This is a genomic window from Pseudomonas sp. Irchel 3H7 (assembly GCF_900187605.1).
Taxonomy (GTDB): Bacteria; Pseudomonadota; Gammaproteobacteria; order Pseudomonadales; family Pseudomonadaceae; genus Aquipseudomonas.
Genome location: NZ_FYEA01000006.1, coordinates 229,489 through 252,706 on the forward strand (window position 1 = coordinate 229,489; position 23,218 = coordinate 252,706).

The 23,218-nt window shown below is 48.4% G+C and carries 16 protein-coding genes; 9 read left to right on the top strand and 7 right to left on the bottom strand.

Annotated elements, in window-relative coordinates:
* Positions 1-4 precede the first annotated feature (4 nt).
* From CKW38_RS13455 to CKW38_RS13465, 3 genes are all read right to left on the bottom strand, one after another.
* The gene (locus CKW38_RS13455) at positions 5-1,057 is read right to left on the bottom strand and encodes a DUF1254 domain-containing protein (RefSeq protein ID WP_095112976.1); all 1,053 of its coding nucleotides are present in this window, start codon (positions 1,055-1,057) and stop codon (positions 5-7) included.
* A 132-nt stretch (positions 1,058-1,189) separates the two neighbouring features.
* Complete coding sequence (locus tag CKW38_RS13460; protein WP_095112977.1) at positions 1,190-1,786, bottom strand: NADPH-dependent FMN reductase; 597 nt, start codon at positions 1,784-1,786, stop codon at positions 1,190-1,192.
* The gene (locus CKW38_RS13465; protein ID WP_095112978.1) at positions 1,783-2,637 is read right to left on the bottom strand and encodes a sterol desaturase family protein; all 855 of its coding nucleotides are present in this window, start codon (positions 2,635-2,637) and stop codon (positions 1,783-1,785) included. The genes CKW38_RS13460 and CKW38_RS13465 overlap by 4 nt, the downstream gene beginning before the upstream one ends.
* Positions 2,638-2,704: 67 nt before the next feature.
* On the opposite strand from CKW38_RS13465, the gene CKW38_RS13470 reads away from it, so the two are divergent.
* Entirely contained in the window at positions 2,705-3,670 is a 966-nt protein-coding gene (locus tag CKW38_RS13470) for an AraC family transcriptional regulator ligand-binding domain-containing protein (protein ID WP_095112979.1), read from the top strand.
* A 61-nt stretch (positions 3,671-3,731) separates the two neighbouring features.
* Here CKW38_RS13470 and CKW38_RS13475 read toward each other — a convergent pair whose 3' ends face one another.
* The 4 genes from CKW38_RS13475 to CKW38_RS13490 all read right to left on the bottom strand — a co-directional run bounded on the left by CKW38_RS13475 (position 3,732) and on the right by CKW38_RS13490 (position 9,591).
* Complete coding sequence (locus tag CKW38_RS13475) at positions 3,732-4,808, bottom strand: AraC family transcriptional regulator (RefSeq protein ID WP_095112980.1); 1,077 nt, start codon at positions 4,806-4,808, stop codon at positions 3,732-3,734.
* Positions 4,809-4,927: 119 nt separating this feature from the next.
* Positions 4,928-6,352 carry a DUF1254 domain-containing protein gene (locus CKW38_RS13480; protein ID WP_095112981.1) on the bottom strand — a complete coding sequence of 475 codons (1,425 nt, stop codon included), beginning with the start codon at positions 6,350-6,352 and terminating at the stop codon, positions 4,928-4,930.
* Between the two features lie 72 nt (positions 6,353-6,424).
* Positions 6,425-7,771 carry a DUF1329 domain-containing protein gene (locus CKW38_RS13485; protein WP_095112982.1) on the bottom strand — a complete coding sequence of 449 codons (1,347 nt, stop codon included), beginning with the start codon at positions 7,769-7,771 and terminating at the stop codon, positions 6,425-6,427.
* On the bottom strand, positions 7,771-9,591 hold the full coding sequence (locus tag CKW38_RS13490; protein WP_095112983.1) for a DUF1302 domain-containing protein: 1,821 nt from the start codon (positions 9,589-9,591) through the stop codon (positions 7,771-7,773). The genes CKW38_RS13485 and CKW38_RS13490 overlap by 1 nt, the downstream gene beginning before the upstream one ends.
* Positions 9,592-9,727: 136 nt before the next feature.
* On the opposite strand from CKW38_RS13490, the gene CKW38_RS13495 reads away from it, so the two are divergent.
* From CKW38_RS13495 to CKW38_RS13530, 8 genes are all read left to right on the top strand, one after another.
* Entirely contained in the window at positions 9,728-10,795 is a 1,068-nt protein-coding gene (locus CKW38_RS13495) for an AraC family transcriptional regulator ligand-binding domain-containing protein (RefSeq protein WP_176472326.1), read from the top strand.
* Between the two features lie 106 nt (positions 10,796-10,901).
* A complete protein-coding gene (locus tag CKW38_RS13500; protein WP_141232660.1) occupies positions 10,902-13,760 on the top strand; it encodes an ATP-binding protein in 2,859 nt (952 codons plus the stop codon).
* 2 nt (positions 13,761-13,762) lie between these two features.
* Positions 13,763-14,944 (top strand): EAL domain-containing protein, encoded by a 1,182-nt coding sequence (locus tag CKW38_RS13505; protein WP_095112986.1) that lies wholly within the window; start codon positions 13,763-13,765, stop codon positions 14,942-14,944.
* Positions 14,945-14,994: 50 nt separating this feature from the next.
* Positions 14,995-18,213: a hybrid sensor histidine kinase/response regulator gene (locus CKW38_RS13510; RefSeq protein WP_095112987.1), complete on the top strand. Its 3,219-nt coding sequence runs from the start codon at positions 14,995-14,997 to the stop codon at positions 18,211-18,213.
* 54 nt (positions 18,214-18,267) lie between these two features.
* Positions 18,268-18,915 carry a response regulator transcription factor gene (locus CKW38_RS13515; protein ID WP_095112988.1) on the top strand — a complete coding sequence of 216 codons (648 nt, stop codon included), beginning with the start codon at positions 18,268-18,270 and terminating at the stop codon, positions 18,913-18,915.
* A 298-nt stretch (positions 18,916-19,213) separates the two neighbouring features.
* Positions 19,214-19,756 (top strand): fimbrial protein, encoded by a 543-nt coding sequence (locus CKW38_RS13520; protein WP_095112989.1) that lies wholly within the window; start codon positions 19,214-19,216, stop codon positions 19,754-19,756.
* Positions 19,757-19,806: 50 nt separating this feature from the next.
* A complete protein-coding gene (locus CKW38_RS13525; protein ID WP_095112990.1) occupies positions 19,807-20,544 on the top strand; it encodes a molecular chaperone in 738 nt (245 codons plus the stop codon).
* A 73-nt stretch (positions 20,545-20,617) separates the two neighbouring features.
* Positions 20,618-23,209, top strand: coding sequence for a fimbria/pilus outer membrane usher protein (locus CKW38_RS13530; protein ID WP_218222371.1), 2,592 nt, complete (start codon positions 20,618-20,620; stop codon positions 23,207-23,209).
* Positions 23,210-23,218: the final 9 nt, after the last annotated feature.

The following is a 23,218-nucleotide window of genomic DNA, read 5'->3' on the forward strand; positions in this document are numbered from 1 at the left end:
GAGATCATTTTTGTTGAGTGGCCGGCTGGGCTTCTGGAAATTCCCATCGCCCATCCGTGATTTCCTGTCTTGGACGATAAAGTCTTACCGTATAATTCCAGTCTTTCATTATAGGCAAACAGTTCGGGGTTGATGATTTGCAATCACCAAATTGAATGTTGACTGATTTATCTGATTCTCGTTTTGCGGTGACGCTGTTTAATGAGTATTTGTTGAGAGGGTTCTTTTTGAAAAAGCCTTCTCCGTCGTAAACGCTAATCGACCAAAAGCCATCCACTGGGACATCTTTGATGTTCAGCTTATATACGGTCTTACCGTCATTTAACTTTGGATACACTGAACGATAAATTGCAGCTTCGGCAGGGTTTCCTCCCCAGCCGATCGAAGTGCCTATCAGGTGCGCAACAGGATCTACGTGCGCTTTATCGCCGAACATCTTACTGCTCCCCGAACCCAGCGACATGGCCAGCGTTGCCAGCGCTTTTCTTACCTTGGCTTGAGATTGCGCTTCCCACTTTGGGATTTCAAAACTACCGATTTCAGACTGTTCAACTTTTATTGATTTCTGAAGATCGTTTGCAGATTTTATGTCTGATGCAGATTCAGGGTTGGCGAATGTTCGAATGACCAGCATTACATAACGAGTGCCGACCTTGTCTTTGCTGTAGGTATAAGTGCCTGGCGCGTAGACAACCTCATTTGTGTAGTGATCCTCTGAGAGAACTTGCATGGACATAAAGCGAGTGTCAGTGTCTGGCAGCGTAACTGAGACCGGGCCCGCATCGAGGTCGAAGACACCCGAAGAGTAAAGAGTGTCGCGGTTGAGACGGACAACGTCCTGGGCTTCGATGCTCGCCATCTCGGTGCGATGAACGAGCTTGCCGAATGCTCCGCTTTTCACCGCCTTCTGGAAGTAAGTGTCTGTTTCTGCACGTATGAAGTTCTCAATATTGACCGTGGTGGGTTTCTCGGACGCGAAACCTGGCACCGGAAGAACTGTTTGTAATGTCATAACGCTTATGAGAGCGAAAGAGGCACGAGGAAGGGAATAGTGCATAGGCACTCCTTGTTTTAGTCGAGATTATCGATCTGCCACCGAGAAACGATAGCAGAGAATGAGCAAGGGCAATGCGTGAACGCATTGCCCTTTTCATGGCCTGTCATTTATTATGAAGAGTAAATTTTTGAACTACATTCCAGTTGAATGGTCGCCGTTGAACATATCGATTTCAGAGCGAATACTGTTTAAAGCCCTGTCATAACTACTCAGCATTCGCAGAACCCAATCAGAGCGCGTTCGCAGGCGTATATCGTTATCGCTTGCAGGCATATCCTTGTTAAATACATGGTCGACATTCCGAACAATCAGGTGTTCAGGGAGGTACATGATTCGACTGTTTTTATAGCTGGACGCACGCAACTCGGCTATTGGATATGCTCCTCCAGATCCTGCCGAAACGCCGACCAGTAAGGCAGGTTTATGGCCGAGTTCTGCTAAACCCGCATAAAGAAAGAAGTTCTTCAATGCAGGGCACGCCATACCGTTCCACTCTGGACTCACAACAACAAGCGCTGTTGCATTTTGTAGCAACTGCTGTTGTTTTCTCCAAACTTCATCTTGATCTTTTTCAGGCCAGAGTGGGAGCCTAATAGAGGCCAAGTCGATTAGGTCAGTCGCATCACATAGCTTTAACCGTTCTAAGCGTTCTTGTAAAAATCTGGCGACCTTAAGCGACTGGCTCTGAGGTCGATTCGAGCCGGAGAGCAAAGCGATACGGCTGTTCATTGTGTAGCCTTCTGTTTCGTATTCACAGTGGGGGCGGTGCGACGAGAGCGAACCAGCGGCCAAAATAGTTCTTCTTTCCAACTTATCGGTGAGAGATGCTCAATTCCATAGGAAGGAGGGCGGCGGCGCGTGATTTTTGCGGTGCCAAAGACCACATCCCACAAGAAAAGCAGGTTCCCAAAGTTGCCTTTGTAGTGCGTAACGCCATCGTCAGCGGTTAAACCATGATGAGCAGAGTGAGTGGATGGCGTAGAGATCGTGCGTTCCAGAATCCAGACCAGAGGACGCAACGCAGGAATGCTGTAAAGCTTATCGTCCCAGGCAACACTGCTATGTGCCGCGAAAATGACAGTCATTTTTAGGATCAAATAGACGTAGTAAATCGGTGCGAGGCCCAGATAGATAAGGGCGCCTGATAACCATATACCCGGCATCAACATGTAGTAGAAGCTGTTGTTCCGATAGACGATGCGAACACTCATATATGGTGCAGAGTGATGCGCTCGATGCAGTGCGTATAGAGCGGGTACCCGATGGGTCAGGCGATGCCACCAGTACTGCGTCATATCATCCAGCAGCAAGAACAGAACGAACCCTAAGATCCATGGAATACCCTGTAAGGCGTTCTTCATATTCGGAAGGAGCTGCTCTAAAATCGTCCCGCTCAGCCACATCACCAGAGGGAATGTGACGGTAACCAGTATTCCGGAACCGATCACTTCAATCAGGACGTCACGCTTGGTGCCTGATGGCTGGCGAAATGATGAACAAGTGATCTCCAGTAAAACGAAGGCAAGGAAAATTCCTGCCACGATCAAAGTTGGGTTGTTGCCGAGCATTGTTGTATTCATGGCACTCTCGATTTAGGCCCTTGCGGGCAATGCTCCGCCATTAGAAACCACCAGTAAGGCGTCCCCAATGCGTGAAAAGGACAGAATCAAGCTAGAACTGGCCATTCGCCCGAGGCAGCGTTTCCATCGAGGCAAGCTCGGTCAGGTACTGGAACGATTTCTGAATAGCCAAACCCCTCGTTTAAGCGCGGACTACAGCTTGGCAGAGCTCGACCAATTGTGGCGTGAGGCGGCGCTGGTTGAGCCTGCAATAGGACTGAAACTATTTGCCCAATTCACTCCTCAGGATTGGCACGTTTTAGCCTATCTATGCCTGTACAGCCCTGATGTGCGTTGTTCAATGGAAAACTGGGCGCGTTACGCACCGCTGGCCTCTGACACCGATAGTGTCAGGCTGGTAAATGACGAAAATGGTTTTGGGGTTGAGTTGTTTGTCGACGCCCCGACTGACCTTTGCCGGTACGTCACTGAGCATTACGGGGTTATGTCCATTGCTCTATTGCAGCGTGGTACGGGTTCAGAAGTTCGGCCTGTGCGAGCTAAATTCACTCATCCACGTCCTTCCTATTACAAGCAATATGCTCAATGGTTTGGGGAGTGCATTGAGTTCAGCTGTGCTGCGAACTGCTTCTATTTTGATGCGCAAAGTTTAGATCTGCCGATGCAAACCAGGCATCACGGAATGTTAGAGCTGTTGACCCAGGAGTTGGATCGACGCATAGCGGTGCACCGAAACTTTACAGGTTGGGCCGCGAAGGTAGCTGCCGGTGCCCGCCGTGCTCTGTCCCTTGGAGAAACACCGAATCTGGACGATTTGGCTCAGGCACTGCACCAAACACCACGCACCTTGCGTCGGCGACTAGAAGAGCAGGGTACGACATTCAGAGGGTTGCTTGACCAGGTTCGCGCAGAACTGGAATTGCACCTTGAGTTACAAGGCGCTTCCCGTAGTGAGATTGCCAGCCAACTGGGCTACAGCGATTTGACGGCTTATTTCCACGCTCGTAGTCGATGGCGTGGAAACAGTGGATAGCGCTTCATCCGACGCCGCTTCGGATTCAAATGTTTGGCTATGCCCTGATGTCCACGCAGTTCTAGAGTGGATCGTGAGTTCTTGTCATTTGATTGCGGTAGCTCAGGGGCGTGATAGCACGCCAGCGCCGAAAGGCACGATTGAATCCGCTGGGTTTGCTGAAGCCTGTTCGATTGGCTATTTGCTCAAGCGTCAGTGTTGGGTCAAGGAGTAAGTGCAGCGCTTGAGCTTCACGTGCTTGATCCAGCAGTTTCGCGAAGGAGAGCTTCTGGTAGCGCAATGAGGCTTGCAGTTGGTCTGGCGCAAGACCAATGGCGTCTGCAAGCGTCTCAAGATTCGGTGAGCAAGGCAGCATGTCCGCCAATCGCCTGCGAAGAGCGCAGGCGGGCAACGGCAGGCCTAATCGTATCAACTGATGAAGAATTGGCTGCTCAACCTGAGCGAGCAGGTGTTGGTTTGCACCTTTCAGATCCAGATCCCAAGCATCCGCCTTGAAAACAAAGGTGCCCAGCGGTTGGCCAAAAAAAACAGGAACGCCGAGTTCCTCCCATGGTGTCGGATCATGAGGGGCTGGGCGACGTAGCTCTAGACGTCGCAATAAGTGACAGAGAGGAAGACCGATTTGGCGTTGGAAAATTCTTAGATGCAGTGCGACAAAATAATCGCGGGCTACTTCAGGGGGCACATGTGGGCCATGGATGTGAACCTGGAGCAGATGATCGCCATTGGGCGCCGTATGTAGCGTGGGCATCGCAACGGTGCTGAGCACCCGAACGAACTCTACATGCCGCCTAATGGACTCACCGAACGTCTGACTTGCATATAAGGCTAGATCGATGCCGTAGAGATTAACCGCGCCGGTATGTGCGGCGACTCTCAATCCGAATGCCTCATCACCACTTGATTCAGCACAGCGTTGCCACAAAATGCTTAACGTCGTGACGGGCAGGCGCAGCTCATTGCCATTGATGTGATCGAATTCGATTCCGATACGCTGAAATATGGGCAGCGGGTCAATGCCGTACTGCACGTCAAGCGTCTTTGCAATCGCGCGCACGACGGTTGCCAATGTTGTCTGAGCAAGATAGTCATTCTGCGGTGCGGTAAGTTTTTCGGATGTGGGCTGATTCAACTGCATTTTGTTATAGCGCTATTAAAGGACTAACGCATTCTTGCAAAATAAAAACGGTCTTGCATGTGAAACCAAGACCGTTTTTAGCTAGGTTGTTTTACACATTATGCATCGTGTCGATAGGTTCATAGTACCGGTCGTAGAGGTGGAGGCGCCCATCGTCCTCGCTGGATTGCGATGCCCGGGACGTACGCGCGAAAAACGGTAAAAAAACGGTCGCGTGGAATCGGAAGCCAGTTGGAGCGCTTGGCCTCACCTGGATCATCAGCCTGAAGATAAATAGTCAACCCACCGTCGGCATCCTTTTTCAATCCTTCAGTTCGATCACCAATCGAAAATCGGTTGATCGCATTGGGGCTGAAATTAAACGTCATGTCATAGATGCCCATTGACCAAAACGCTTTGACGTCGGGTTTATCGTCCGGAGCGAAATGCAGGGTGTAGTTTCTGTTGCGCCCATCCAGCGGCTGATTGTCGGCGTCTTTTCGAGCGCCAATGTAGGAGGCTTCCTCAATGTCGTTCGCCGCAATCCCTGTCATCGACTGAAGGGCTGCCCTAGTGAGCCATTGGTTATGCAGGCCGAGTCTGCCGAAGTTCTCAGGGGTGATGGCCCAGCCGTTTTTAAAGGTACGACCAAAGCCCGAGGCTGCTGCTTCCTGCACCAGTTTACGGCCCTCCAACGCAGCGCGGGACAGTCCACGTAGGGTCGCATCATCCATGGCATCGATGTTCTGCCCAGGGCCAATGCCTATATCAGCAAACTGAGAAACCAATGATGCGTTACGCGCTTCAGGAGGATTTTCAGTGAGGGCTCTATTGATGGTACGCCACTCGTTCAGAGGATCGCTTTTGCGGTCAAAAGGTTTCCATGCCTCTTCTTGATTAACCACTTGAAGCGTTGACCTCCCCCAAGCACTGAGGGGGGTGAGCCGGTATTGATCCTGTAGCTTCTGAACATTGATCTGATCCGCAGCGCCATCCACAAGCGTGCGCCCGAGGATCATTGCCACATCTGTCCGAGAGGGAGGTAGCCTTTTGACCCCCTCTGGTGTTTTACCTTGCCAACCTGGCCCCGTGATCAGGTAGTTTCCCGCGTCTGGGCCAGTCGTTCGTGAGCCTACATAGGCAAAATTATCTGAGTCCATTGAAGCCATCTGCATCACGTAATAACGGTTCCCTACATCGGGAACAGAAAGGATCAGCGGCTCTTTTTTGAGATTGAGCCAGGCGACGGAATAGAGGGTGTCGTTGTTCGGGGTGCCACCATTTCGGTAGTCAGATCCGGTTAGTGTGCGTGCGTGCCAAAACTGATTTTGCGGTGCGTAGGGAATATTGGCTGGGTCAATTGATTGGGTTGTCCACTGCCAACGCAGTTCAGAGTTATAGCTCCAGGGAAAGGCAAAAATGTAGGCTTGTATCCCAAGGCTGTAGGCGTAGTTTTCACGCCAGTTAGCCGCTGGTATGTTCGATTCGTCCGCGCGTGTGGAAAGTGTGTAAATCAAAAGTAATGAAAGCACGAGAATGCTGCTGAGGATTCGGAGTGACCTCATGAGTGATGTTCCTTTATTTATTATTTAAGGTCTGTCGTCGACTGCAAGATTTCTGGTGAAATTTACGGTTAGCTATTTTCCTTGGCGCTTGAGTTCCGCAGGCGTGTAGTCTGCTTTGCGTCCTGAGGCACCGAACTGCATTTTTTTACTGACTTCATTCGTCATGAAGTTTGCTGAGTAGTTTCCAGAGATGAGGTCGTAGGTTGTCTCTAGTGCCGTTAGCGGTAACTCGATGTCATAAAGGAAGGTCAGGTGTGACTCGTAGTTGCGCCACAGTTCACCTCGACTGTCATACATGTCTGAAGCCATGATTTGCCAAGTATCTTCGTCAACATAGAAACGACGTTTGCTGTAGACATGTCGCGCATTGGGTTTAAGTGTAGCCTCAACCACCCAGACGCGGTGCTTCTCATAGCGAGTAAGGTCAGGGTTTACAAAGTTTGGCTGCAGTATGTCGCTATATTTTATGTCTTTGCTCCCCAGCTTGAATGCGTTATACCCAATCAACATCTCTTTCCTTCCGATCAACTTCCAATCGTAGCGATCCGGTGCTCCATTGAACCCGTCGATGCTGTCGGACACGACTTGACCAAAGCTATAGCGAGCACTGCTGTCGTAGGCGACGGTGGGAGCGCGCCGGACTCTTCTCTGGCCTGGCATGTATTGCCAAGCCGAACGCTGTTCCTCTACTTGGTCGAGTGGTTCGTAAACCAGCGTTGCTTCGCCGGCATAACGCGAAGGACTGAGCGTTTTGACGAGCGTGTATTGAAGGACATTTTCTTCAGGCGCCAGATCAGTGACGGTTTCTCGCCAGTTGATCCTCTGCTCGTATGTCACCAGTGTGTAATCGCTTTTTCCCTGCACAGTCGCGGACGCAAATTCACGATTGACTGAACCTCCGCGAAAACGAGTCAAGTGGTTCCACATCACCTCCAGCGCTTCGGTTGGCTCGGGAAATGGAATGCCAAAGTTGTAGTTTTTTAGGCCATTACCCGCTTGGGCAAGCTCCACCTTGGTGAGATTGGTACGACTTTCGTCTATGTATTTCTGAGGGAGTCGTGCGCTTCGGTGACTTGGATAAACATTCATTCGGTACTCAGGAAAACGCTTAAACATTGCTTGTTGACCTGGGCTGAGCAGATCTTTGTGCTGTGAGAAATTAGCGCTATTGATGATGTAAACAGGCTTCTCTTGAGAGAAGGGGTCAGCATAATTACCGATGTTACTGATGGCTGCAGCTCCGGGTTTCAAACCGCCTTCCCAAGGGGGAATGCTACCGTCTGTATTGCCAGCGCGTATGCCCCCAAAAGGATTCAATGCACCAGTAAGTTTGGCGGTGTCAGTTTCCTTGGCGTCAGCCAAGTTAAATAGTGCGACCATCGTGAATGCTAACGGAAAGGCGAGCAGGGCAGGGTTCATCAGAAACTTACCTTTAGGGTTGCTGACGCGAAATCTCGATCGTCAATGGTGGAAAATTTGTTTGTTCCAAAAAAATCGTTATAAGAGAGTTCAAGCAAGTAGTTGTTGCGATAGTCAAGCGTCAGGGAAACTCCTGCGGCCATCTGACCTTCCTGAAAATTCGGGCCATACCCTTCGACGTCATGACGGAAGTTAATGGACGGCGTTACCACAGTGGATGGAAGAAGACTTTCATAGCTGAGACCTGCGCGAATGCGATACCCCCATGAAAGACCGGTATAGAATCCATGCGTATTACAGAAGTCGTTATTCTTTTGTGCTGCTTGGGCGGCACTTAATCCGTTGGTTGAGGGTAGGAAGCACGCCGCCCCATTGTCCTGCACTCGTCCGAATGCACTGGCACGGCCGTACCGCTCTCTATGTACATCAAGGTCGTCTATCCAGTTCGCGCCAGCCTCTGCAGCCCAGGTGAGTTTTTGCGAACCGAGGACGTTGCTGACGATATCGGTAGCTCCAAGGCTGTATTGCCAAATCTGTTTGCGCTTGTAGCCTTCAACCGTGCTTCCTAGTGCAGGCGATACACCGTCAAAAATCGGTGTACTGGCTCCTGCTCCTGCTAGTACTGCAATGAAGTCCGAACCGTTGAAGGTTAATGGTTGATTAGGCCGATAACTCAGCTCGCTGAATACGGCAGTGGTGCCAATGATCCCGCTGAGGCTGGCACCAAACATTCGTATGCTTTCGGGATATACGGTGTAGTAGGTCGCGGTTGGGAGTGATCCCATGGTAAGGCTGTTTCTGACTGACCCGTTGAGCGTGGAGGTACGGCTGTGATAGGTGGCGTAGTACAACCCGAGTTCGGCATCATTGAGGGAAGACAATGTCTTGCGCACAGCAAATCCAAATTGTCCCCCGTCCCTTGGCATATCGGTGGGGCCGCGGCTTTCGTACCCGCCTGATGTGATCAACTGCTGGGTGGATAGGTTGCCTGCCGGATTGACCAGCATTCTGTTGTTTTGACAGCCTTCCTGGATGTTGTCACTGACAGAGAAGAACGTTCCGCAACCGTCCAAAACTGTGGGGTGGAAGTTATATTGGTAGAAACCCTCAAGACTCAAGTCGTCCGTCAGATCAAAGCTGAAACTGAGCATTTCTACAGGAAGCTGTCCTTCCTTTAGCTCCACACCCGGCCGGTTAAAGGCGGAGGCGTCTACGGGGTTTATGGCGTTAATGCCATTCTGCAAAAATAGTGCTTCTCCCCACGACAACACCTGCTTCCCAAATTTCAGGTTGAGCTGCTGCTCTCCCACATCGAAATTTTTCCATACGTAGAAATCAAGGGTCTTGAACCCCTGAAATCTGGCGAGATCCTGCCAGTCGCTGTCGTCGAACCGGCTGTATTCACCGTTACGGGTGTCATAGGCGTGGTCGTACCAGTACTTGAAGCGAATGAAAGCCCCTTGATTACCGCTGTTCAGGTCAAACTCTGTTAATCCCTTGAGAGTTTGGGATATCGGAGAATGTTTTTTGAAGTTCAGCTTTCCATCATCTGCGTTGTAGTTAACGCCTGTACCGCGCTCACCTATGGATCGAGCGTCTGCAACCGTTAATTGGCTAGGATCAGGGTTGCGCAGGGCCCAACTCGCACCTAGGGAGACGGTAGTATTAGTGGACAGCACCCAGTCGTCAGAGACAGACCAGGTTGCTGAGCAAGCGAAAGGCGTATACAGCGTGCTAATAAAAATTGCAGACGGTGATAACTTTTCCAGAAGGCACCGCGCGAGCGCGCGGTACGCTTTGCGTCTCGTAGATCGCTGCATATGAAAATCACCTGTTTTTGTTTTAATGGTGAGTTGGTTTTCTCAGTAGATGTCACACGCTCCCAAGCGCATTTTTGGGGGCGCAAGAGCCAAGCATCAATCGTGTCGACTGAGCTGCAACGATGGGAGCCGTAGGGTGGAAGTTATTAGTCATTTGCAGACAAAAAGTTTCCCTGCTCACAGACATAGATCGTCCTTATCATTGCCCATCATCAATGCCGGGGTTCAGGTGCTGTTGTCTCTAGGGGTTGACCAAGAGCAGCTGCAAAAAGATTGGGGGGTAAGACTCAGCTCTCTACGCGATCCTTACCGACGTATGCCTTCCTTTCTGGCGCGTCGATTTTGGGAGGTGGCAAAAGCGTTGAGCGGTGATCCGGCAATTGGTCTACACGCTGCGCAGCAAGCCGATCCAAGCCTGATGTTAGGCGTGGCGTATTTGATGGAGCTTATGCCCGACCGACTGTCTGCATTGAGAGTCATGGCGCGCTATTGGCCATTGATTGCGGGTCATTTGGATCTGGATTGGAAGCAGGAGGGGCGCAAGTTACGTTTGACCTTGATCCCAAACCAGCCATTAAGCGCCGCGCATGAGGAAGTTGATTATTGGTGCATGAGGCAAGCTCTGCATCTCAAGGCGAGGCCTGGCACTCCAGTAGCATTGCTGGAGGTTCACATGCGGCGATCTCCGCCTTTTGATCCTTCGCCCTGGAGAGAAAAGATTGGATGCAATGTACATTTTGGTGCCTCGCGCGATGAATTGGTGCTGGATATAGATGCCTTACTGGTGTCTCGCCCGGCAGGTAGTGCAGCTGTTTGCGCATCGCTGGAAAAGGCGCTTGAAGGGTACGCGCTGAAAACAGAGAAACCATCAACGCTGGAGTCCGTGGCTGCTGCTGTACTGCTGGGTATCCGTGATGAACGAAGCTTTGACATGATTGCTGCTCAGCACCACGCCACAACACGCACGCTTCGAAGAGAGCTAACTCGTGAAGGGTGGGGCTATGGTGATATTGCGGATGTTCAGCGACGCTTGCTTTCAAGTGATCTGTTATTGCTTAGCAAGCTTTCTATCAGTGAAGTCGCAGACAGTGTGGGCTACTTTGAAGTTTCTAATTTCTTACGTGCTTTTCGCCGCTGGTACGATGTAACTCCGAGCGAGTTTCGTAAACATAATGTTAGTGTGTTGAATTCGATAGGGCGATAAATAACTATCGGAGAATTCGCAAAAAATAGATGAGGTCTCAGTTTCGATAACGATCGCAGACAGGGGTTTAGCCCTGCTGTTTAATGTTAATAATCGATTTTCGGGTTTGTCCGATAGCCACTGCTATGGCAAAAATATTAAAATTTTAGCCATGAAATATATACATTTTTTTAAATCAGTTAACCAGGGTTTTTCTTCGCCCAAGGCAGTTCAAAAGCTGCTAAATCTTCTGGCAGTGATCTTGTGTGTCTGTCTTTTTCTCGGTGGTTTATTCTACCTGATGGCGCGTTTTGATGATGAGGTGTCAAGTCGAAAAAGTGATTTGAACGAGGAGATGTTTCATGTTCAGAAGAAGCTTTTCAAAAGAGAAGCTCTTTTGTTGCATCTCAGCCGCTCTGTAACAAGCAAGGCGTCGGATCAGTCTGGATCCGCTAGAGGGGTTGAAGAGAAGCTTAACACCCATACATTCGATACGGTCGTAAAATTCAATGAAAATGTAAACTTGTTGAGTTTGAGGCTTTCTTCGAGAGATGTCTCTGAATTAAAAGCTTTTGATGCGGGGCTTATACACGTTTCCGATGATAAAAGCCTAACGGTTACTAGGCTTTATGCTTGGAATAATGAGCGCGCTGCAGTACCTAGGCATGTACTAGACCAATTGAGAGCTCAAAATAATGTTGAGATGCCTCGATTTATCTGGTTGAGTGATCCTTTGGATCCTGAAAATAGAGTTTATATATTTAAAAGGATTTCAAGCTATCTCGGTAGTGGATGGTTGGGGCTGGAGAGCAGTGGTGTAGCTTTGAGCGCCATGCTGACTGCAAAGCAGGTAGATGGATATGTTCTTCTCGATGACAGTCTCAATCGAGTATTGAGTAGCGTGGGGTTTAGCGATTCTGAAAATAGTATTCCGCGATCGATGACTTTGGATGGGTTTAATTTTACAGGAGAAGGCATCTTGCCAGGATGCCTGACCCTAAACAAAGGAATAGGAGACTCGGAGTGGACATTAGTCTATTTTGTGTCTTCAAAAAGCATTTGGGGTAACATTAAGTGGAGTTTTGTTTCTGTCTTGATGTTCTGCGGTGGAATGGCATTGTTGGTTTGCATTCTGATAAGAAGAATCAATTTTCGCCTCGTTAACCCGGCTTTGAGCCGCTATGAGGCACTCATAGAAAGTGAAGCTTTCAGCAGGGCAATAATAGAAACCGCTCCTGTGGCCCTGTGTGTGATAAGGCGAACGGACGGAAAAGTTGTTCTTGAGAATAGACTCTGTGCTCAATGGCTAGGTGGTCAAGAACAACACGCAAGGCTGTGCGAGTACTGGATTTGGAGGGCATATGAAGACGACTTGTCGATCAATGAGGAGTTCCAAACGGAAGATGGTCGATACCTGTATTTAAGCTCGATATTGACCCGATACAGGGGGGAAGATGTTTTATTTTGTGCGTTTAGCGATATTACAAGTCATAAGCAAGTAGAGTTGGAACTGGTTCGAGCTAAGCAATGCGCTGACGCAACCAATGATGCGAAAAATATCTTCTTAGCGTCTATAGGGCGTGAGGTTCGGGCACCAATCTATAGCGTAATGGGGGCCTTAGAGTTATTCAGTTTGACAGATCTGGATGGTCGTCAAGCTCGCTACCTCGAATTGATGCGCAATTCAGCGAAGGATTTGGATCATCAGGTTGGCAATGTAGTTGAGCTTACTAAGCTAGAGGCCGGTCGGTTGATGCTCGAAGTAGAGGAGTTTAACCCTTGTGATTTGGTTGCAAGTATAGCGCAAGAGTTCTCGATTGCGGCCAAGCGTAAAGGGCTAATACTGCTTTCTTTTTGTGACCCTGGAATGCCTGCGTTCGTACATGGTGATGTTACGCGGATACGTCAGATCGTGACGAACTTGTTGAGTAATGCAATTAATTTCACGGACTCGGGGCGAGTTGTATTGCGAGTACGTATCGAGAGTCGTGATTGTGAAAGTTTGAACTTGCTGTGGCAGGTGTCAGACACAGGTTGCGGCGTACCCGCCGAGCAGCAGAAACATTTGTTCGATGCCTTCTATAGAGTTCAAGACGGTGGGAGCGTTCCAAATGGTACAGGTCTGGGGTTAACGATTAGCCAGCGTCTTGCGGATTTAATGAATGGACATATTCGTCTAGTTAGCGAGCCTGGATTGGGCAGCAGTTTTACACTCCATCTTCCATTAGTTGTAAATTGTGGTTCTACTGACGGTATCCAAGATTTTAGGCTTGAGGATAGACCTGTTTATATAAAGTCAAATATAGGCGAGGCTATTGAGAATATTAGTGGTTGGTTGCGGCGGTGGGGGGCATCCCCCCATATTTTGAAAAGCGGAGAGCTTAAATACTCGCCAGGAATCACACTCATTGAGCTTATGCCAGAAGGCGGTCATGTCCACGGTCGAAACTTACCGGGGCGCTGCAGAGTGATTACTTGCTTGGATCCAGTGAAACAGCCCATTCTGGAGGGGGCTGCGTGGAAGGTATGCATGCATGATATTCAGGCAATCGGACGAGCCATACATGCTGCGCAAACCGGAAGTGCGATCCCTGATCATATCGAGCTTGGGCAATCACGACATCTTGGTCAGAACGTTTTAGTGGTTGGTGAGGATTGTAACGATAGGCTTGTCCTAAAAGAGCAGCTTGAATTCCTAGGTTGTAAAGTAACTCTTGCCTGCGAAAGCGCGGAGGCGATCATGCAATGGGCTTGCGGAGACTTTGATGTGGTCATGGTAGAAATGAATCATGTTAGGTCGAGTGATAAAGATCTCATAAATGAGTTGCGTAGGTCGGGATCTAAAAAGCCTATTGTGGGGATCTCAGGAAGCTTGGAGTGTGAGGCAGAGGATTGCTTCATGCCTGCTGGGGTGGATCTAAACTTAATTAAGCCTTTTTTTCTTTCCTCCCTTTTCAGAGGGTTGAGCGAGTTGAAGCAGGGGTGAATATGTGTTCAATAAGTGTATTGATCGTAGAGGATCATATTTTTCAGCGTGAATACCTGAAGAGTTTATTTAAAGAGCAGGGTGTTAGCCAAGTTGAGCTCGCCTCAGACGGTCAGGAGGCACTGCAATGGTTGGATAAGAAAGAGTTCGATTTGATTCTCAGTGATCTCATGATGCCAGGTATCGACGGTGTGCAGTTTATACAGCGGTTAGCACTGTTCAAAAAACCACCTCGGTTGGCTCTTATGAGTTCCCACTCAATGCGTATCTTAGGGGGGGTCAGCACTGTTGCAGAAATACTTGGCATCACAGTCGTTGATAGGATATCAAAGCCCGCCCTACCAGCGTCCATTAAAGCATTGATAGAAAAGTGTGCTTTACCGCAAGCTCAATCCATACATGAGTTTAGATCGATTGTCGCCTTCGAGGGTGATGTGCTTCGAGAGGCGTTGGCGGTTGAGCAATTTCAGGCTTGGTTTCAGCCTAAAATTACCTTGGCGACAGGGGAGATCGCTGCAGCAGAAGCCCTCGTGCGGTGGGAGCATCCGACATTGGGCACGCTACTGCCTGGACAGTTTTTGTCAGGAATTTCTAACGAGGGGATGGATGAGGCTCTTTTGTTTAGCGTGACTCGGCAGACTATTGCTTCTCAAGCCATGTGGCGTGAATCCGGTTTTAGAATTCCTGTCTCCATTAATCTGCCGACGCATCTTTTGTGCGACTGTACGTTGCCCGATCGTTTGTATGATCACGTACTGAAGTGCGGGGGTACACCTTCGAGTTTAGTATTTGAATTGACTGAATGCAGTATGACCGATTGTCTCAGCAACTATATTGCTGGCGTATGTAGGCTTCGTATGAAAGGTTTTGGCTTAGCACAGGACGACTTTGGACAAGGGTTCAGCTCATTTTATAACATGGTAAAAACACCCTTTACCGAATTGAAGATTGATAGAAGCTTGATAACCAACTCCGAGTCAGAAAGAAGCTCCGCAGCAGCTCTGAAAAGTATCATCGCATTAGGTCGCGAGCTTGGTTTGAATGTGGTAGCGGAGGGAGTGGAAAACAAGGAACAGCTTGCGCTTTTGCGAAAATTCGGCTGTGATATGGCACAAGGTTTTCTGATTTCGAAGGCGGTGCCTGCAAAGTCTTTTCAATCTCTGTTAATGAACGAAGGGCGTTAGTCTGAGAGGGCATCATCGGGGGGAACATCATTCATCAATTGGAATGAGCTATGGCGCCTGATAACTCAATAAAAAAATTTGCTCGCACTTCGTTGCGGTTAAACCGTTTGCTGATAGTGAGCTTTTCGTTGTTGTTTGTTTTGATTGGCATCACTTACTGGGTTGGGGAGCGCCTGGTTCAGGAGCAATTGTATAAAGTCCAATTGCACTTTGATCGCCTCGTTGGCGGTATTCATGAGCAGGAAACGTTTCTTCAGCGAATTGCACGCCCAACAGATGAGGCAACGCAGCGGCAGAATAGGGCGAACGTGCCTATTCAATTGCAGAAGCTAAAAGATGATCAAGGATATTCCTTGTATGAGGGTAAAGAGTTTTCATTCGCGATGCCTTTTATGCTAGCGATCCCGAGCAGTCCCGAAGATCCTGACGGTAAGCTTAAAATTGGTAAGCTAGGTGTGCTGATCTCCAATTTCTACGGTTCATACTGGAGTACCTCACCATATTCTGCGCCTCAAACATATATTTTAGATCTTGATAGCAAAACCAGCATAGCTGTGCCTGCTGCTGACTTTGCAGTGCCTCGGGGGCGTACGGGTAAAGCAATATATGCTAATCAAAGTGAAGGGCTGAAAGACAAGATATTAAAGGTTGATAAAGCTGGTTCTGACGGTTCAACTAGATGGACGTCTGTTGCGACTGGTAGTGGTGCGACTGATGTTGAATTAATCGTTTATATGCACACCCGAGTTCCAAAGGATTTATGGCTAACTGGAAGCGAGGAACAGCGTGTAGTAGTAGCCTCAGTTCTGGATTTCTCTTCAATTCGTGAGTTTTTTCGGCTGGGTGACTGGGCTGTTTTTGACTCGGTAGGATTGATCACCCCTAGCGGATTATTATTGACGGGAAGTGACCAATTTTCACATGAAGGAGCGGATGGACTTAGCTTTGATAAGAACGGGTTTCTTGTAAAGGTAACCAGCTCTGATGGCTGGAAAGGATTCTATTATCTAAGTTACAGGACGTTTGCTGCATATGCTAAGTGGCAGTTTTTTATGCTGCTTTCAATATGTGTGGTGCTTATTGTTGCGGGTTACTTAATATTTCGTTGGTATGCTTTTAAGGTTGTTGCGCCTGCGCGAAACGCACACGATCTCGTCGTTGAAAGTGATAAGTTTGGTCGCGCTATTATTCAGGGGGCACCTGTCGGCTTATGTATATTGGGGCGCAAAAGCCGTAAAGTTGTAATGGAAAATGAGCTGGCTTTGCAATGGGTTGGTGATACCGCCGCCATCAGTCGATTAAGCCGCTCATGGGACTTTGATAACGACGTTAGGCAAGAGTCAAAGCGCGAGAACTCGACTATTGTGTTAAATGGCCGGCAACTAGAGGTCAGGTTCTCTAATACTCGTTACAAAGGCGAGGATGTAGTCCTCTGTGCCTTCACTGATATAACGACCTACAAGCTGGCTGAGAAAGCCTTGGCGGAGGCAAAACAGTCCGCAGATGCTTCGAATGAAGCTAAATCAATCTTTCTAGCCACCATGAGCCATGAAATTCGTACTCCACTTTACGGTGTGCTAGGCACGCTGGAGTTATTAATGCGCTCTCAGCTTAACTCCCAGCAGCGCTCCCAAGTGTTAACAATGCAGCGCTCTTCCTCGATTTTATTGCAAGTCATCAGTGATATTCTCGATGTTTCAAAAATAGAGGCTGGCCAGCTAGCAATTGAGTGTCTTGATTTTAATTTGTTGGAAATGATTGAGGATGTAGTTCAGTCGTATTCTGCTTCTGCTCGCTCAAAAAAATTGACATTCTACGCATGTATAGACTCGCATATCCCAACGACTCTACAAGGTGATCCTTCCAGGATCCGTCAAGTGCTCAATAATTTAATCAGCAATGCGATCAAGTTTACTGATGTTGGAAGAATTGTGTTGCGAGTAACTTGCGAGAATTTTGCTGGTGTTTCTAATTTATCTTTTCAGGTTGCTGATAGTGGTGCGGGCATAACGCAGGAGTGTCAATCGCGCCTTTTTGAACCATTTTACCAAATTCATGATCACCATCAGATTCATGGCGGTACGGGGTTGGGGCTATCAATTTGTTCCCGGCTAACCAAATTGATGGGCGGTACATTGGATGTTGTGAGTGAGTATGGTCATGGTAGTAGTTTCACTTTGCGGCTCTCTCTAAAGACTATTTGCGCTGACGATCCAGCGTCATTGGAAATTAAATTTTCGAAGAATATGGTAGTTGTTCGTTCGCCAGTTAAGGAGCTTGCCAATAATCTTTGCGAATGGCTTGTTCGCTATGGGGCTAACGCTGTTGTCGCGCGTCACTCTCAGGCCAATGTGAGCTCTAATGTCGTACTTCTGGATGTTACGTTTGACGACGTAGAGGTGGCGGATTGGAGTGGAGAGCACGTTGTATGTACTCCAGATGCTTCAGTTGAGCCGGCACGTGCTTCGAATGGCTATCTGGTGAATATGTACAGTTTTAAAGGGATTCTGCGTGCAGTAGCGCTAGCGCAAGGTGATTCAGCATATGTCGCTGAAATAAATGAAGCTTCAAGCAGGTGGAGCAGGCTTAGCTTGAACGTGTTGGTTGCTGAAGATAACCCGATCAACCAAACGCTCCTCAGGGAGCAGCTAGAGGAGCTGGGTTGTACAGCGGTTGTCGCCCATAACGGGTTAGAAGCTATGCAGTTATGGGAGCAGGAAGCGTTCGATATAGTGCTTACCGACGTTAATATGCCTGAGATGAATGGCTATGAGTTCACCGCTGCGCTACGCAAAGTCGATGTGCTGACTCCGATCGTTGGCGTGACTGCTAATGCTATGCGTGAGGAAGGAGAGCGTTGCGTGGCTGTCGGTATGAACGCTTGTGTCGTGAAGCCAATTTCGTTGCAAACTCTTCACGACGTACTAATAAAGCTGTGTGGGCACCTCGACGGCGCAGTCATACCGGCAGAGATTCCCTTGCCAAAAAGTCAGATGCAGGTATCTGATACTTTGCGAAGTGTTTTTATCACCACTCTTTCTGAAGACATCAGCCAAGTCAGGCAGTGCTTGCTAGCAAAAAATGGAGAGTCTGTTTGCTCCTTGCTTCATCGAGTGCGTGGTGGACTCGTGGTAGTTCAGGCTCAGGATCTGCAGGTACGCTGTGAATCACTGGAAAAGCGGCTAAGATCAGAAGGGTGGAGTGATGAGGCTGGGTTGGAAGTGGATGTTCTACTCGAAGAAATCCTTGATGAAATGAACAAGATATGACCGGGCGCATCCTGATGCCGATCAATATAAAACCTACCTTGAGGTAAATTTAGTGTGAATCAAATCAAAGTGGTTTTAGCTGATGATCATCCCATCGTTCTTGCGGGCGTGAAAGATATAGTGCAGTCCGATCCAAATTATCAGGTGGTTGGAATTGCTCGAACATCGAGCGAGTTGATCGATTCAATAAGTCATCATAAGCCACAAATAGTTATCACCGACTATTACATGCCTGGCGATGAGAGCTATGGCGACGGTATGCGCTTGATAACCCACATGATTCGCAAATTTCCTGATGTGAAGTTTCTGGTGTTAACCATGTTGAATAATCGATCTATTTTAGGTGGTTTATATGATTGTGGAGTGTCAGGAGTGCTTCAAAAGAGCATTAATTTGGATGAGATAACTGATGCGCTTCGGACTATCTCCTCAGGCCGAATCTACAAAGGTGGCTTTACTTTGGAAGACGATAACGTGATGCCGTCGAATTCCTCTGTAAACGAGCGCATAGCTAGTATTTCCAAAAAGGAGGCCGAAGTGCTTCGGCTATTTCTTGGGGGGATGCGAATAAAAGATATTGCTACTAATCTTAATCGTAGCACTAAGACAGTCAGTACTCAAAAAACAACAGTCATGCGTAAGTTGAGTGTTCATTCCGACCAGGAGCTGTTTGCTTTTTGTCAGGAGCATAGAGTGGTCTAGAAGGGGCAGTATTGGCTCTCGGCTTTAAATAGGAGAAATATCTCCTGTTCAGTTACCTCTTTCTATTAATGCGATAGGAAAACTTTTTTTTATTCAATTTTGTTATTAGCCATTTGCCCAAATCTTTCTGCTTGGTCGCATGATTTTTAGGGTTTCTCCGATTTCCCAGGCTCCTGTCGATCCATAAAATTTACCAAGTCGATTCCCGCTACCTCTTCAATACGGTGCCGGGGTTCGCTTGGTAGGGGCTTCTTACGGTTCCAGTAGAAGCTTCATATGGATCTAACAGAGTCTGATCATGAAAAAGAAATTGTTCGTCGTAACACCATTCCTGGCAGCGCTCGTGGCCTCATTGAGTGCTCATGCTGCCCCTCAGACTGGCGCCATTAACATCACCGGTAGTGTCATCGACAGTACCTGCTACGTAGATGTCGGCTCCAGCAACGTCAGCGTGACGCTGCCCAACGTTGATAAGACCATGCTTCAAGCTCCAGATAGCAGCGCTGGTGTTACACCTTTTACTTTAAAGGTTTCTGGTTGCTCCGAGGGTGGTGGCGTTCAAAAAGTATCTGTCGCGTTCATTCCGGACAGTAATGTCGATATGAATGGCAACCTGGCTAACACAGGCACTGCTCCGAATATCGCCGTTCAAATTCTGGACAAAGACCAGAATCCGATCGATATCCGCAATGACACTTTTTCCGCACAGATGGCTCGTGGTGCGGCCACCGATTCTGCTGACATCGACTTGCGTTACTTCGCCAAGTATCACTCGGTTGCGGGTGGCGCTGGAGCAGGCGACGTTAGCGCTGTCGCGAACTTCCAACTGGTTTACAACTAATCATTTCGCCAGGGGAGGAATTCCTCCCCTGGCGTCAAGAGGTGAGTTTCATGTTTTCTATTACGGTTCCTAATCTAAGGAGGCTTTCGGCTGGCTTATTATTTTTATCGCTGGCTCCTTACACATGGGCGGGTGTTGTAATTGAAGGGACACGTGTTATTTACGCTGAGAAAGAGCGCGCAGTAACCGTCAAGATGACCAACAAGGGAAAAGACCCCGTATTAATGGAAGTGTGGGCAGATCGAGGTAATATTAAGTCCAAGCCACAGACCGCTGACGCACCATTCTTGATTACGCCCCCGATCTTTCGGCTGGATTCTCAGAAGGGCCAGAGTGTGCGTTTGGTTTTTACCGGCGAAGATTTGCCTAAAGATCGAGAATCATTGTTTTGGTTTAATGCCTTAGAAATCCCCTCAATGCCAAAAGCTGCAAATAGCAATTTTATGCAAATTGCAGTGCGGTCTCGGCTGAAGTTGTTCTATCGTCCAGCAGGGCTCTCCGGAAGCCTTGATAAGGCAGTTGACCAAGTAAAGTGGGAGATAATTAATAAAGGCTCCGAGATTTTTCTGAAAGGAGATAATCCAAGTCCTTATTATCTGACATACAGCAATCTCGATTTGGTGCAGGGTGGGAAGTCATATCCCGCTGCTAACGGAATGATTGCGCCCTTTAGTTCAGAACTTTTCAAGTTAAGTGATGTAAAGGTTGATTTGAATAATGCCCAGCTTCGCTATCGTTGGATGAGTGATTACGGCGCGGGCGTAGAGCGCGAAGTGCGGTTGAAGTAATTGCTTTGATTTGGTGAGTTTTGACTCGGTTGTTTTGCTAATTCTTTTTGGCGGGCTTTAGAGAGGAGGCGTTGTGAAGCAGTTTGTTTTTTGTGGTGAGACGAAAACGCTTCCAAGGAACTTCAAGTTTGCATTGAATCTGTCGTTCGTAATGCTTTCATCTTGCGTTTTTTTTGCCGCCAAGGGTTTTGCTGACGAACAAGCATCTTTTAACCGAGCTTTTACCGAAGGGCGTGGTGGCCATCCTATTGATCTAAGCCGATTCGAACGTGGCAACCCTGTCACCCCGGGAAACTACCAGCTAGATGTTTACGTAAACCAGATATGGGTGGCTCGCGATGAGGTTAGAATCATGGGCAGCACCCAGTCTGAAACGGCGACTTTCTGCTTCAGGCGAGAGCAGTTGAGTGCTTTTGGTTTGGATCTCGCCAAAATTTCTGGCCAAAAGCCCACACAGCAATCTCCTGTCGATTCGGATTGCGTGAACATTGAAAAAGATTTTCCTGAATCACGTATTGATTTTAATCTCGGTGATCTACGCGTGGATCTCAGTATCCCGCAGGCCTTTCTCAAGCGTGTGGTGCGCGGATATGTAGAGCCTGAAAGCTGGGAAAGCGGCGTTACAGCCGGCTTCATTGATTACAATGCCAATACGTACCGAACCTCACAGCGAGGACAGCTCAGTACCCAAACGTACGTTGGAGTTAATTCTGGACTGAATCTCGGTGACTGGCGCATTCGTCATAGTGGTAACTACACTCAATCTTCAGGCGATCGCCAGGATTCAAAGGGGAACTATCAGGTTGGTAGTAGCTATGTTCAGCGTGATCTTACGTCACTTAAGTCTCAGTTGACGATCGGAGAATATTATACCCCTTCCGAGTTGTTTGACAGCGTTCCATATACCGGAATACAGCTAAGCTCTGATGACCGCATGTTGCCAGACTCCCAGCGGGGATTTGCACCAGAGATACGGGGTACCGCAGAAAGCAATGCGAAGGTAGTGGTCAAACAGGGCAATAATATTCTCTATGAAACCAACGTTGCGCCCGGCCCCTTCGTTATAAATGATCTTTATAATTCTGGTTATGCAGGCGATCTGGACGTCACTGTGACTGAGGCAGATGGAAGGGCCCGCAGCTTCACTGTTCCTTTTGCTTCAGTGGCTCAATTATTGCGTCCTGGTACCTCTCGATACAGCGTGGTTGCGGGTAAGTATCGGGATGATCAATTGGCTTATAAACCAAATTTTGTTCAGGGCACTTACCAACGAGGTCTTTCAAATCATTGGACTGGCTATACCGGAAGTATCATTTCTGATCAATATTTGGCTGTGCAAGGAGGTCTTGCTCTAAGTACGTCGTTTGGTGCACTAGCCTTTGATGTTACCCATTCCAATGCAACCGAGCTTCCTGCAAGCAGTGGAATGAAGAGCAGCTCTAGCGGTAAGAGTTATCGGTTGGCATATAGTAAGGTGTTAGAGTCTACTAAGACCAATTTTGCTGTGGCTGCGTATCGTTTTTCCAGTGATGGGTATTTGGGATTTTCCGACTATGCTAGTACGCGATCCCTCGAAGGCGATCTAAACGGGCATGTGCCACATCGTCAACGTAACAGGTTTCAAGTTAACGTAAACCAACCGCTACCGGGAAAATTGGGAAGTTTCTATCTGAGTGGCTCTGCCCAGAACTATTGGAATACCGAATCAGGGAGTGATACCAGCTATCAGGCGGGGTATTCGAACAACTTTAGCTGGGGCAGCATGAGCTTGTCAGCTAGTCGGACACAGACGCCTTATGGCGAAGACGACACCCGCTACATGCTGAGTGTATCTATGCCTCTCGGCCGATCTGCAAGAGCACCCTATCTCAGTGCAAGTAGTGCATATTCGCAGTCTGGTGATGTTAACAATCAGCTTAGCATTTCCGGTTCGTTGGGAGAGTTCAATCAGACGCACTATGGGGTTTATGGATCCCAGAGTATCAGTGATGGTGAGCGCTCAAAATCCAGTGGTGCTAACTTGCAGCATCGTGCGCCTTTGGCGAACCTTCAAGCTGGATTTAGCAACGGAGAAAATTATCGCCAGGCCAGCTTTGGTGTGAGCGGCAGTATAGTGGCCCATCCTGGAGGCGTTAATTTCACTCAGGCCCAAGGGGAAACCAGGGCGATAGTTGAAGCGAAAGGCGCTGAAGGGGCTGCTCTTCTAAACAGTAGCGGGGCGCGGGTTGGAAGCAACGGATACGGAGTAGTTTCGAGTCTAAGTCCGTATCGTAACAATCAGGTGTCTCTTGATTCTCGCAATATCTCAGACGATGTAGAACTGCAGACTACTTCTCAGAATGTTGCACCAAGGTATGGTGCAGTTGTTCAACTCAAATACAAAACACAAACCGGCAAGCCGTTGCTGTTACATCTCACTGACAAGGAAGGGCAAAGTTTGCCGGTTGGCGCTGAAGTCCAAGATGAACAGGGCAATAGCCTTACGCTGGTTGGACAAGGCAGTCGAGTATTTGTTCGCTCCGAAAAAGAGAAGGGCAAGGTCATTGTGCTTTGGGGGGATCGGGTGGATCAAAGCTGTGAAGCGAACTACATGGCACCGGAGAGCAAAGAAAAGTCTTCATCGATACTAAAAGTCAAGGCGATCTGTTCGCCGCGTGTCTCCTGAAGGAAAAAG